The organism is Actinophytocola sp. (assembly GCF_045807065.1).
Lineage (GTDB): Bacteria > Actinomycetota > Actinomycetes > Mycobacteriales > Pseudonocardiaceae > Actinophytocola.
In genome coordinates this window covers 1-12,253 of the sequence record NZ_JBJMIE010000565.1, presented here as the reverse complement: position 1 = coordinate 12,253, position 12,253 = coordinate 1, and the positions used below count along the sequence as shown (strand labels likewise).

12 protein-coding genes are annotated in these 12,253 nt (G+C 70.0%); 11 read left to right on the top strand and 1 reads right to left on the bottom strand.

What is annotated here, in order from left to right; all coding sequences use genetic code 11:
- Positions 1–160: 160 nt before the first annotated feature.
- The 5 genes from ACJ73U_RS33155 (at position 161) to ACJ73U_RS33135 (ending at position 6,257) form a co-directional block, all read left to right on the top strand.
- Positions 161–541: a YraN family protein gene (locus tag ACJ73U_RS33155; protein ID WP_407781684.1), complete on the top strand. Its 381-nt coding sequence runs from the start codon at positions 161–163 to the stop codon at positions 539–541.
- Entirely contained in the window at positions 541–2,055 is a 1,515-nt protein-coding gene (locus ACJ73U_RS33150) for a YifB family Mg chelatase-like AAA ATPase (RefSeq protein WP_407781683.1), read from the top strand. Before ACJ73U_RS33155 ends, ACJ73U_RS33150 begins: the two co-directional genes overlap by 1 nt.
- 271 nt (positions 2,056–2,326) lie before the next feature.
- Positions 2,327–3,427: a DNA-processing protein DprA gene (dprA, locus tag ACJ73U_RS33145; protein ID WP_407781688.1), complete on the top strand. Its 1,101-nt coding sequence runs from the start codon at positions 2,327–2,329 to the stop codon at positions 3,425–3,427.
- A 144-nt stretch (positions 3,428–3,571) separates the two neighbouring features.
- Positions 3,572–4,543: a tyrosine recombinase XerC gene (locus ACJ73U_RS33140; protein WP_407781687.1), complete on the top strand. Its 972-nt coding sequence runs from the start codon at positions 3,572–3,574 to the stop codon at positions 4,541–4,543.
- 892 nt (positions 4,544–5,435) lie between these two features.
- On the top strand, positions 5,436–6,257 hold the full coding sequence (locus ACJ73U_RS33135) for a FliA/WhiG family RNA polymerase sigma factor (protein ID WP_407781686.1): 822 nt from the start codon (positions 5,436–5,438) through the stop codon (positions 6,255–6,257).
- 492 nt (positions 6,258–6,749) lie between these two features.
- On the opposite strand, the gene ACJ73U_RS33130 is transcribed toward ACJ73U_RS33135, so the two are convergent.
- A complete protein-coding gene (locus ACJ73U_RS33130) occupies positions 6,750–7,466 on the bottom strand; it encodes a murein hydrolase activator EnvC family protein (RefSeq protein ID WP_407781682.1) in 717 nt (238 codons plus the stop codon).
- Between the two features lie 357 nt (positions 7,467–7,823).
- On the opposite strand from ACJ73U_RS33130, the gene rpsB reads away from it, so the two are divergent.
- The 6 genes from rpsB to ACJ73U_RS33100 form a co-directional block, all read left to right on the top strand.
- Positions 7,824–8,666 (top strand): 30S ribosomal protein S2, encoded by an 843-nt coding sequence (rpsB, locus tag ACJ73U_RS33125; protein WP_407781681.1) that lies wholly within the window; start codon positions 7,824–7,826, stop codon positions 8,664–8,666.
- 37 nt (positions 8,667–8,703) lie between these two features.
- Positions 8,704–9,519, top strand: coding sequence for a translation elongation factor Ts (gene tsf / locus ACJ73U_RS33120; protein WP_407781685.1), 816 nt, complete (start codon positions 8,704–8,706; stop codon positions 9,517–9,519).
- Between the two features lie 95 nt (positions 9,520–9,614).
- Positions 9,615–10,337: a UMP kinase gene (pyrH, locus tag ACJ73U_RS33115; RefSeq protein ID WP_407781680.1), complete on the top strand. Its 723-nt coding sequence runs from the start codon at positions 9,615–9,617 to the stop codon at positions 10,335–10,337.
- Between the two features lie 31 nt (positions 10,338–10,368).
- Positions 10,369–10,926 carry a ribosome recycling factor gene (gene frr, locus ACJ73U_RS33110; protein ID WP_407781679.1) on the top strand — a complete coding sequence of 186 codons (558 nt, stop codon included), beginning with the start codon at positions 10,369–10,371 and terminating at the stop codon, positions 10,924–10,926.
- A 61-nt stretch (positions 10,927–10,987) separates the two neighbouring features.
- Positions 10,988–11,833: a phosphatidate cytidylyltransferase gene (locus ACJ73U_RS33105; protein WP_407781678.1), complete on the top strand. Its 846-nt coding sequence runs from the start codon at positions 10,988–10,990 to the stop codon at positions 11,831–11,833.
- 22 nt (positions 11,834–11,855) lie between these two features.
- Positions 11,856–12,253: class I SAM-dependent methyltransferase (locus ACJ73U_RS33100; protein ID WP_407781677.1), on the top strand; the 398-nt coding region annotated here is incomplete at its 3' end.

Here is a 12,253-nt window from a genome sequence, read left to right as displayed (position 1 = left end):
TCCCGCCTCCCGCCTCCCGCCTCCCGCCCATACCACACCCCACCGACATCTCTCCCTTGCCAACCGTCAAATCCCTCCAGTTATCCACAGCCACCCCACTTATCCACAGTTGATCTTCAGGCCGTGGCCCCGAGCCCGCCCAGCCGGCAAGGTCATTGGCATGACGGCAACCACGAAACCGGCCAAGGCCAAACACCTGGTCACCGGCGCGCGCGGCGAAGCACTCGCCGCCCGCTACCTGGAGGAACAAGGCCTCACAGTCCTGTCCAAGAACTGGCGCTGCAACGAGGGCGAGCTGGACCTGGTCCTCACCGACGGCCACATCCTGGTCGTCTGCGAGGTCAAGACACGCACCAGCGACAACTACGGCGGCCCCGCCGAAGCGGTGGACAACGCCAAAGCCGGCCGCATCAGAAGGCTGGCCCGCCAGTGGCGCGTCCAGAACGGCGTCGCCCACGTCGTGACCCGCTACGACATCGTCGCCATCCTCTGGCCGTCGGACGGCGAGCCCCAGATCAACCATCTCCGGGGCGTGCTGTGATGCCACTCGCCCGAGCCTGGTCCGTAGCTTTGTTCGGCATCGACGGCGTGCCCGTCGAAATCGAGGCCGACATCGGCGGCGGCCGCCCACGCACACAGATCGTCGGCCTCCCCGACACCTCTCTGAACGAGGCCAAGGAACGGGTCCGCGCAGCCGTCCGCAACAGCCAACGCAACTGGCCCGACGAACTGGTCACCCTCGCGCTGTCCCCGGCAGCCCTCCCGAAAGGCGGATCAAGCTACGACGTCGCCCTGGCCTGCGCGGTGCTCGTCGCCGCGGGCGCGGAACCCGCCGAACGCCTCGACAACACCGTCCTCATGGGCGAACTGGCCCTGGACGGCCGAATCCGCACGGTGAGAGGCGTCCTCCCCGGTCTCCTGGCCGCGAAGAAGGCGAGCCTGAGGCGGGCAATCGTCCCCATACAAACGCTTCCTGAAGCGGCGTTGGTCAGCGACCTCGAAGTCCTCGGCGCGGAACACCTCACCGACGTCCTCGCCTGGCTGCGCGGCGAGTACGACCTCCCGCGAAAACCAACCGAACATCGCTGTGCATCCCCGCCCGAGATCGCGGACCTGGCAGACGTCGTCGGCCAGCCGGAAGCCCGCTGGGCGCTGGAAGTAGCCGCGGCCGGCGGCCATCACCTGCTGCTGACCGGGCCACCTGGCACCGGCAAAACCATGCTGGCGCAACGCCTTCCCGGCCTCTTACCGAACCTGACCAACGAGCAGGCGCTGGAAGTCACCGCGATCCACTCCATCGCGGGCCTCCTCTCACCTGAGTCGCCGCTGGTCGCAACACCACCGTTCATCGCACCGCACCACACCTGCTCGGTGCCCGCGCTGGTCGGCGGCGGCGTCGGCCTGGCCAAACCCGGCGCGATCAGCGCAGCCCACCACGGAGTCCTGCTGCTGGACGAGGCGTGTGAGTTCGCACCAGACCGGCTGGAGGCCCTCAGAACCGCACTGGAAGAAGGAGAGATCAGGCTCGCCCGTCGCGACGGCGTAGCGCGTTACCCGGCCAGGTTCCAGCTGGTGCTCGCGACCAACCCGTGCCCGTGCGCGCCGCCCAGGGAGTTCGACTGCACCTGCTCGCCGCACGCCAAACGCCGGTACATGACACGCCTGTCCGGGCCGCTGCTCGACCGGGTGGACCTCCGGGTGCGCATGCGTCCGATCACCGCGTTGTCGCGCACGGACGTCGCGGCCCCGGAGTCCACGGCCGAGGTGCGCGCCAGGGTCGTCAGAGCGCGAGCCAGGGCTGTCGAGCGCTGGAAGAAGCACGGCTGGCTGACCAACGCGCAAGCACCCGGCCCGATCCTCCGCCGCGAGTTCGGCTTACCGAGACAGGCCACCGCCCTGCTGGACCGCGGTCTCGACATCGGCGCGGTGACAGCTCGCGGCGCCGACCGGTGCCTGCGGGTGTCGTGGACCCTCGCCGACCTCGCCGAAGTCGACTGCCCCACCGCTGACCACGTGGCCGCCGCCCTCGAGTTCCGCGACCGCAGAGTCGCTTGACACACACCAGAAAAGGAACAGATCACATGCGCACCTGGTACCAGGACGACCGCGACCTCGCGTTCGCCACCTCAACGACACCCCACCCGCCCACCCGTACGTGCCCCCGGACGCACTGGCGTTCGCTGAACCCCGCCCTGCCACCACCCGCATCACTGACATGCCTCGCCCGTGGACCGGACTGCTGTGTCACCTCAGCCGTCGTCGACGTGCGGAGAGCCGCGTGACCGCACCGGCCAGCGAGCAGATCCGGCTCGCCCGGGCCTACCTCATGCGTGTCGCCGAGCCGCCGGCGCTCGCCCTGCACGCGTTCGTCAACGTGGAGGGCGTGCTGACCGGGGCCGAGCGAGTCCGGGACGGGGACGTGCCGGACGATGTGCGGATCGAGACCGAGGCCCGTCGCGACCTCGACCTCGCCGGAGAGGATCTCGTCGCCGCCGAGAAGGTCGGCGCGCGCCTGGTCGTTCCCGAGGACCCGGAATGGCCGGCGTGGCAGCTGCTCTGCCTCGGGCCGCCCGCCGATCGCGGCCTGCGTGGTGCCGGACCGCCGCTCGGCCTGTGGATACGCGGCGAGGCACCGGTCGAGAGCGTGTTCGACCAGGCGATCTCGGTCATCGGCGCCCGGGCGGCCACGGGCTATGGCGAACTCGTCGCGGCGGAGATCGGATATGCGCTCGGCACCGCCGGCATGACGGTCGTGTCCGGTGCGGCGTACGGCATCGACGGCGCGGCCCACCGGGGCGCGTTGAAGGCGGCCGGCTCGACGGTGGCGGTCCTCGGCTGCGGCATCGACATCCCGTACCCGGCAGGCCACAGCAGCCTCCTCGACGGCATCGCCGCCAACGGCTTGGTCGTCAGCGAGTACCCGCCGGCGACCAACCCTGCCCGCCACCGCTTCCTGGTGCGGAACCGGCTGATCGCGGCGCTCTCGACCGCGACGGTCGTCGTCGAGGCCGGGGCACGCAGTGGCGCCAAGAACACCGCGACGACCGCGGCGGCGCTCGGCAAGGTCGTGCTGGCGGTACCGGGCCCGATCAGCTCGGCGATGTCCGTCGGCTGCCACGACCTGCTGAGGACCGGCGCGGCCACGATCGCCGGCTCGGTGGCGGAGATCCTCGAGGTCGTCGGGCCGGTCGGCGAGCACCTCCGCGCGCCGGGACAGTCACCACGCCGGAGTACCGACGGCCTCGCCGGCCAGGCGCTCCGCGTGCACGAAGCGCTGCGCCGCGAGGAGGGCCGGGGCGCCGAGGAGGTGGCGGTGGACTCCGGTGTACCCCTGGAACGGGTCCGCGCGCTGCTACCCGAACTGGAGCTCACCAGGCATGCCGAACGCCATGACGACGGCTGGCGCCAGGCGAGGGGAGGGTACTGATCGGCGAACGGTCACCGCGGGGAGCGCCCTGGTCACGCGCGTGATCCTGATCGCCGTCGCGGCCGACCTGCGTGGCGGTACTTGACCGGTCCGGCTGAATGGCGCAGCGTCAATCAGGTGTCCGAGTCACGCCACCGGGTCGACCTGCACCAGGTTCGGGAGGAGTTGCCCGAGTCCGTCGGCACGATCGTGGCCGACTACGAGCGGCACCTCGGTCTCGAACGCGGTCTGTCCGCCCATACGGTCCGCGCCTACGTGGCGGACGTCGTCTCCCTGCTCGGATACCTGCACGGGCTGACGGTGGTCGGCAATGCCCGCGGCATCGACCGGAGCATGGGGAAGGGCGTCGAGGCGCTGGACCTGACCGCCCTCCGCGCGTGGCTCGCCGCGCAGCGCACCGCGGGGGTGAGCCGGACGACGATGGCCCGGCGGTCGGCGGCCGCGCGGACATTCACCGCGTGGGCGCACCGCCGCGGCTACCTCGCCACCGACCCGGGAGCGCGACTGGCCGCGCCGCGACCGCACCGAAAGCTGCCGTCGGTGTTGCGGCAGGACCAGGCGAGCGAGGTGCTCGACGCGTCGAAGAAGGGCGCCGCCGAGCTGGATCCGGTAGCGCTGCGTGATCATGCGCTGCTGGAGCTGCTGTACGCGACGGGCATCCGCGTCTCGGAGCTGTGCGGGTTGGACATAGACGACGTTGACCTGGACAAACGGGTCGTGGTTGTGCTCGGGAAAGGAGGAAAGGAGCGTACTGTCCCCTTCGGCGAACCGGCGGGTAGAGCGATCATCGACTGGCTTCGCCGGGGCCGCCCGGCGCTGACCCGGCCGACATCGCCGCCGGCGTTGCTACTGGGAGTGCGTGGTGGCCGGTTCCAACCTGCCAGTGTTCGACGTATCGTGCACGAGGCTTTGAACGCAATTCCGGGTGTTCCCGTCATGGGACCGCATGGTCTGCGTCACTCTGCTGCGACTCATTTGCTCGAAGGTGGTGCCGATCTTCGTAGCGTCCAGGAGCTACTTGGTCACGCTACGCTTTCAACAACGCAGCTCTACACCCATGTGACCGTCGAACGGCTGAAGGCAATCCATGACCGAACCCACCCCCGATCCCGATGAAACAGGGGAAGGTTTGCGAACGCGGCCGGCGTCCGGAAGAAGGGCGCAGGTGAACAGCGCGCGGCCCAGTGGCGCGCGCCGCACGGCAACGCTCGACACCGTGGCACGCGACGAACACGCGCCCACGAACGGCGCGCACGACGGCACACCCCCCAGCACCCAGAACGGCGCACGAAACGGCACCCAGAACGGCGCACACAACGGCGCCGCCGCTCTGAAGACCATGGCTTACGCCGAGGACATTCACAACGACACCATGGACGTGGACGTCGCGTCGCACGGCACAGCCCCTGGCAACGACGCACACGGCAGGAAAAACCCCGCCGGCACCCCGCCGAGCCCAACGACCAGCACCAACGGCCATGCCGCCAACGAGCAACCTGCCAGCGGCTCGTCCGCTAACGGCCACGCCGCTAACGGCCACGCCGGCAACGGCCACGCCGCCAACGGACGCGCCGGCAGAGGGCAGACCACGAACGGGCGGGCCGCCGACCAGCAGGCTGATACCCGGCAGGCCAGCAACGGCCACGCCACCACCGGGCGGAGCGGTATCACGCAGGCGGCGAACGGCCACGACGGAACTGACCGAAACGGCGATCGGCCGGCCGCGAATGGTCACGCTTCGGCGGAACGGAACGGTGAACGTCAAGCCCGGAACGGCCACGCCGTGAATGGGAAGTTCGATCGCCGGCACGCCGCGAACAAGCACGTTGCGACCAAGGGCCACGAGGGCGATGTGCCCGATGGCGGCGGTGATCGCATGTCCACCGAGGGAAATGGCTTGGTCGGCGATCCGATCAACGTGGCTGGTGAGCAGGATGACCTGGAGAGCGCCTCGGTTGGCATTCCCGGGCACGGGTTCACCGGGGCCGGCGGCCGTGGTGGGGAGTCCGTGACGTTCGGATTCGGTGAGACAGCCGGGGTGCTTCCCGGCGACCAGCGGACCTTCGACGACGTCGAGGCCGGCATCGTCGCGTTGTGGCGTCGGTTCGGTGAGCGGCGGGAGCAGCCGCTTCGGGACCGGTTGGTGCTGCACTACGCGCCGCTGGTCAAGTACGTCGCCGGGCGGGTGGGGACGGGGTTGCCGGCGCATGTCGAGGTCGCCGATCTCATCCAGTCCGGGATCTTCGGGCTGGTCGACGCCATCGAGAAGTTCGAACCCGAGCGCGGCCTGAAGTTCGAGACCTACGCCATGCAGCGCATCCGCGGCGCCATCCTCGACGACCTGCGTGCCCAGGACTGGGTGCCGCGCTCCGTCCGCGGCCGGGCGCGCGAGGTGGAACGTGCCCTCGAACGGCTCGGCGCACAGCTGCGCCGCACCCCGACCGACGCCGAGTTGGCCGACGCGCTGGGTCTCTCACTGCACGAGCTGCGCGACATCTACGCCCAGCTGCAGCTCACCAGCGTCGTGGCACTGGACGAGCTCGCCGCCGCCGGCCGCGGACCGACGCCGCTCGCCGACATCCTCGAGGACCAGGAGGCGCTCGACCCCGTCGCGCTCCTCGTCGACCAGGACAACCGTCGACAACTGGCACAGGCGATCGCCCACCTCGCCGAACGGGACCGGGTCGTGGTCACGCTCTACTACTTCGAGAACCTCACCCTCGCCGAGATCGGCCGGGTCCTCGGAGTCACCGAGTCCCGGGTCTGCCAGCTCCACACCCGCGCCGTCCTGCGCCTGCGCGCGAAGCTGCTCGAGAAGACCGACGCCTGACGCCCGCACAGCCCGCGGTTCGCCGACAACGTCACGCAACCGACGTCACGCAACCGACGCGGTCGACCACGGCGCACGGGACATCGAGGCACGTCCACGCAACCGGATCATGAATGGCGAGTCCGGCACGGTCGCGCAGGTCATCGCGACGGGGCCAGGAGCCAGCATGACCCGCAAGGCGAAGCGGAACGGCGGGCGAGAGGAACGGCGGCAGGGTGTGGCCCGTGGCAGGTGTGGTGAGCGAGATCGGGGTGGGTGGGACGAGGCCAGGTGGGTGGGACGAGGCCAGGTGGGTGGGACGAGATCAGGTGAGTGGGGGCGAGGCTAGGTGTGGTGGGGCGGGATCAGGCGGGGTAGGGCGAGGTCAGGTGAGTGGGGGGCGAGGCGAGGTTAGCTGCGGCGAGGCCAGGCGTCGTCAGGTGAGGCCAGTGTGGTGGGCAGGCTCGATCAGGCCAGGAGGGGCTGCGGTCCCACCTGGTCGAGGGTTGCTGGCTACCTCTCTTCCCAGGGCAGTAGGCGTACTCGGCCGGTTGAGAGCAGGCCGAGTGGGTCCACGTACTTCGGGCCTCGGCGGGCGCCCCAGTGCAGGCATGCGGCGGCCGCGCAGCCGTTGTGGCCCAGGGTCAGGAGGCCGATGACCGTGCCGCGTGTTATCCGCTGGCCGGTCGAGACGAGGACGGTCAGCGGCTCGTAGGTGGTGCGGATGTCGCCGGCATGGGCGACCGACACCACTCCTCGGCCCGCCAGTGGGCCCGCGAACACGACCACGCCGTCGCCGGCGGCCAGTACCTCGGCGTTGGGTTGGCTGCCCAGGTCCACGCCCCGGTGGCCGGGGCCGTACAGGGTCGACGGCGGCTGGAACGGGCGCACCACGGGGTGTGGTGACGCGAGTGGCCAGGCGTACCGGCCTGGCCCGGGCAGAGGGAGAGCCGGCGGGGCGAGACCGGACGTCCGGTCGGCTGGCGGGCCCGGTCGGTCCGGGTGACGGGCTCCTGGCCGGTCGGAGTCTGCCCCGCCGCTGGGCGTGACCACAGGGGCGGACGCGGCCGCGCCGCTGGGCGCTGCCGCAGGGCCGGACGCCGCCGTGGGGCCGGACCTCGCGGAGGTCCGGACCGCCAGCTGCGGAGCGGCGAGCACCGACCCGACCGAGCAGGTCAGCGCGACCAGGACCAGGGCGGTGAGGTGGAGGAGGAAGGAGCGGGGGGTCATGGGTCAACGATGCCCGGAAGGGACGACAGAGCGCCGGGGGTGGGGCCCGGCCTGTGGACAAGTGACCGAGCTGTGGATAACCCGGCCTACCAGCGGCCCGCGTTCACTACCCCGCACGTCGACCGCGTACACTTCCATCGCGGCCCGTGACATCGCGGGTCGACTTCGCGTGCCAGTGCGCCTGCCCTCGCGGCAGGCGGCAACCGGCGGTCCCGAGACGGCTTCACACGCAGTCGAGGGTCCGGCTGCCGGCACGGGCACCAGGGCGGGGCGGCAACACGGCCACCTCGCGACAACCGACACCGTGCCGGACCCACACCCCGGCGCGCAAGAGACGAAGAAGGTGCGAACCAGGCCATGGCCGTCGTCACCATGAAGCAGCTGCTCGATTCCGGCGTGCACTTCGGGCACCAGACCCGCCGCTGGAACCCGAAGATGAAGCGCTACATCTTCACCGAGCGCAACGGCATCTACATCATCGACCTGCAGCAGACGCTGTCCTACATCGACCGTGCCTACGAGTTCATCAAGGAGACGGTGGCGCACGGGGGCTCGATCCTGTTCGTCGGCACGAAGAAGCAGGCGCAGGAGGCGATCGCCAACGAGGCGCTGCGCGTGGGCATGCCCTACGTCAACCAGCGCTGGCTCGGCGGCATGCTGACCAACTTCTCCACCGTCCACAAGCGCCTCCAGCGGCTCAAGGAGCTGGAGTCGATGGAGCAGACGGGCGGTTTCCAGGGTCTCACCAAGAAGGAGATCCTGATGCTCACCCGCGAGAAGGACAAGCTGGAGCGGACCCTCGGCGGCATCCGCGACATGGCGAAGGTTCCTTCCGCCGTCTGGATCGTGGACACCAAGAAGGAGCACATCGCCGTCGGTGAGGCGCGCAAGCTCAACATCCCGGTCGTCGCGATCCTCGACACCAACTGCGATCCCGACGAGGTCGACTACCCGATCCCGGGCAACGACGACGCGATCCGCTCCGCCGCGCTGCTGACCAAGGTCGTGGCCGAGGCCGCGGCCGCCGGTCTGATGGCCCGCTCGGGCGTGCGCAACGGCACCGCGGACAGCGACGAGAAGCCGCAGCCGGGTGTCTCGGACGAGCCGCTGCCGGAGTGGGAGAAGGAACTCCTGGTCGGTCAGAACGCCGCGCCCGCTGGCGACGCGGACGCACCGGCACCGGCCGCCCCCTCCGAGTAAAGCGCACCGAACCGAAAGAAGGATGGACAAAGCCACAATGGCGAACTACACCACGGCCGACCTCAAGCGGCTCCGTGAGCTCACCGGCGCGGGCATGATGGCCTGTAAGAAGGCCCTGGACGAGGCCGAGGGCGACTTCGACAAGGCTGTCGAACTGCTCCGCATCAAGGGTGCCAAGGACGTCGGCAAGCGCGCGGAGCGCACCACCGCCAACGGCCTGGTCACGGCCGACGGCGGGGTCATGATCGAGCTGAACTGCGAGACCGACTTCGTCGCCAAGAACGCCGACTTCACCGGTCTCGCCGACCGCATCGTCGCCGCCGCGAAGGCCGGCAAGCCGGCCGACCTCGACTCGCTGCTCAAGGCCGACCTGGACGGCCAGACCGTCGCCGACGCACTGCAGGAGCTGTCCGCCAAGATCGGTGAGAAGCTGGAGCTGCGCCGGGTCGCCGTGTTCGACGGCAACGTCGAGACCTACCTGCACCGCCGCGACCCCGACCTGCCGCCGACCGTCGGCGTCGTGGTCGAGTACACCGGTGACAACACCGAGGCCGCCCGCGGCGCCGCCATGCAGGTGGCCGCGATGAAGCCGCGCTACGTCACCCGTGACGAGGTCCCCGAGGACGTCGTCGCGACCGAGCGGCGCATCGCCGAGGAGACCGCTCGCGAGGAGGGCAAGCCGGAGCAGGCGCTGCCCAAGATCATCGAGGGTCGCGTCAACGGGTTCTACAAGGACGTGGTGCTCACCGAGCAGGCGTCCGTGCAGGACTCCAAGAAGACGGTGAAGGCACTCCTCGACTCGGCCGGCGTCACGGTCACGCGGTTCGCCCGCTTCGAGATCGGCCAGTCCTGATCCGGAAGGCCTGGACCACAGGCGGTGCCCCGCCCTCGACAGCAACCTGAGGGCGGGGCATTCGCCTTTCAGATCCGGACCACTGAGGGAGCCCCATGGAACTTGGTAGGCACGGTTTCCGCAGAGTGTTGCTCAAGCTGGGCGGCGAGATGTTCGGCGGCGGCGAGGTGGGTGTGGACCCCGACGTGGTCCAGACGGTCGCCCGCCAGATCGCCGAGGTCGTCCGCGACGGGGTCCAGGTGTCGGTGGTGATCGGCGGCGGCAACTTCTTCCGCGGCGCCGAGCTGTCGCAGCGCGGCATGGACCGCGACCGCGCCGACTACATGGCGATGCTGGGCACCGTCATGAACTGCCTGGCGCTGCAGGACTTCCTGGAGAAGCTGGGCATCGACACGCGTGTCCAGACGGCCATCACCATGGGCCAGATCGCCGAGCCCTACATCCCGCGGCGCGCCGAGCGGCACCTGGAGAAGGGCCGCGTGGTGATCTTCGCGGGCGGCGTCGGGATGCCGTACTTCTCCACGGACACCGCGGCGGCCCAGCGCGCGCTGGAGATCGGCTGCGAGGTCGTGCTGATGGCCAAGTCGGTCGACGGGGTCTACACCGCGGACCCGAAGACGGACCCGGACGCCAAGATGTACGAGCACATCACCCATCGTGAGGCGCTGGAGCAGGGTCTCGCGGTGGCCGACGCCACCGCGTTCAGCCTGTGCATGGACAACAACATGCCGATCATCGTCTTCAACCTGCTCACCGAGGGGAACATCGCCCGCGCGGTGCGTGGTGAGAGGATCGGCACCGTCGTCAGTACGCCCTGATGCGCACAGGGATGAGAAACAGGAGCAGGCTTTGATCGAGGAAACACTCTTCGACGCCGAGGAGAAGATGGAGAGCGCGGTGTCGCACGCCAAGGCGGAGCTCGCCTCGGTGCGCACCGGCCGCGCCAGCTCCGGCATGTTCTCCCGCATCGTCGTCGACTACTACGGTGCCCCCACTCCGCTCAACCAGCTCGCCGGCGTCAACGTGCCGGAGGCCAGGATGGCGGTCATCAAGCCCTACGACGTCAGCCAGCTCGGCGCCATCGAGAGGGCGATCCGCGACTCCGACCTGGGTGTCAACCCGACCAACGACGGCGCGCTCATCCGCGTGATCATCCCCCAGCTCACCGAGGAGCGCCGCCGCGAGATGGTCAAGGTGGCCAAATCCAAGGGCGAGGACGCGAAGGTCGCCATCCGTAACGTCCGCCGGAAGGCCAACGAGGAGCTGCACCGCATCGCCAAGGACGGCGAGGCCGGCGAGGACGAGGTGGGCCGCGCCGAGAAGGAGCTGCAGCACCTCACCGACAAGTACGTCACCCAGGTGGAAGAGCTCGTCAAGCACAAGGAAACCGAGCTGCTCGAGGTCTGAACCCGGGAGTATGGACATCACCAGCGCAACCACCGGGCCAGAACCCGTCGAGGAGAACCGAGTGACGACCGGCGACGCGGCCGCGCCGCCGCCCGCTCCGAAGAAGGGGCGCAACCTGCCGGCCGCGATCGCCGTCGGCGTCCTGCTCGGCGGCGCGGTGCTCGTCTCACTGCTGACCGTGCGACAGATCTTCGTGGGGATCGTCGCGCTCGCGGTGGCGATGGGCACCTACGAGCTGGCGGGAGCGCTGCGGCGCGGCGCGGACATCCGCGTCACACTGTGGCCACTGCTCCTCGGCGGCCAGGCCGTGGTGTGGCTGTCATGGCCCTTCGGCCGCGACGGGCAGCTCGCCGCGTTCGTGGTGACGATCCTGGCCTGTCTGGTCTGGCGGCTGCGCGGCGGCGCCGCCGGCTACGTGCGCGACGTCAGCGCGTCCGTACTGACCGCCGCGTACGTGCCGCTGTTCGCGTCGTTCGCGGCGATGCTCGTGGTCGCCGAGGACGGCGTGGCCAGGGTGGTGTCGTTCCTCATCGTGGTGGTGTGCAACGACGTCGGCGGCTACACGACCGGTGCCAAGCTCGGCCGGCACCCGATGGCCCCCAACATCAGCCCGAAGAAGTCCTGGGAGGGCTTCGCCGGCTCGGTGGTCGTGGGCACGGCCGCCGGCACACTCGCGGTGGTGTTCCTGCTCGACGGCCAGTGGTGGCAGGGCGCGCTGTTCGGCGCCGCGATCGTGCTCACCGCGACCATCGGCGACCTGGTGGAGTCGCTGATCAAGCGGGACCTGGGGATCAAGGACATGGGCACGCTGCTGCCCGGCCACGGCGGCCTGATGGACCGGCTCGACTCGCTGCTGCCCTCGGCCGTGGTGTCGTGGCTGCTGCTGCGACTGTTCATCCCCGCGTAGCCCGCGTGGTTTCCTGGATGGTGTGGGACTGGTGTCGCGGGCGCGTGAGCGGATAGCGGCGGTGCGCCGCGGCATCGAGGCGTTGCCGAGCCCGAACATCTGGCACTGGCCGGAACTGTACGAGATCGAGAACCGGGCCCAGGACGTCGACGGCGCGATCTGGCGGGTGCTCGCGGAGGTGGCCGACTGGCGCGGCCGCGACGTCGTGGACATCGGCTGCGGGGCCGGGTTCCACCTGCCAGGCTTCGCGCCGGCCGCCCGGCACGTCACCGGGGTCGAGCCGTACGCGCCGCTGGTCGAGCTGGCCAAGAACCGGGTGGCGAACCTGCCGACGATCGACGTGCTGCTCGGCTCGGCGCAGCACCTGCCACTGCCGGACGCGAGCGTGGACGTGGCCCACGCCAGGACCGCGTACTTCTT

What these genes read in the sequence shown, in the direction of transcription:
- ACJ73U_RS33155 (WP_407781684.1), top strand. Translation starts at nt 161, where the DNA reads ATGACGGCAACCACGAAACCGGCCAAGGCCAAACACCTGGTCACCGGC.
- ACJ73U_RS33150 (WP_407781683.1), top strand. Translation starts at nt 541, where the DNA reads ATGCCACTCGCCCGAGCCTGGTCCGTAGCTTTGTTCGGCATCGACGGC.
- dprA (WP_407781688.1), top strand. Translation starts at nt 2,327, where the DNA reads ATGCGTGTCGCCGAGCCGCCGGCGCTCGCCCTGCACGCGTTCGTCAAC.
- ACJ73U_RS33130 (WP_407781682.1), bottom strand. Translation starts at nt 7,466, where the DNA reads ATGACCCCCCGCTCCTTCCTCCTCCACCTCACCGCCCTGGTCCTGGTC.
- rpsB (WP_407781681.1), top strand. Translation starts at nt 7,824, where the DNA reads ATGGCCGTCGTCACCATGAAGCAGCTGCTCGATTCCGGCGTGCACTTC.
- tsf (WP_407781685.1), top strand. Translation starts at nt 8,704, where the DNA reads ATGGCGAACTACACCACGGCCGACCTCAAGCGGCTCCGTGAGCTCACC.
- pyrH (WP_407781680.1), top strand. Translation starts at nt 9,615, where the DNA reads ATGGAACTTGGTAGGCACGGTTTCCGCAGAGTGTTGCTCAAGCTGGGC.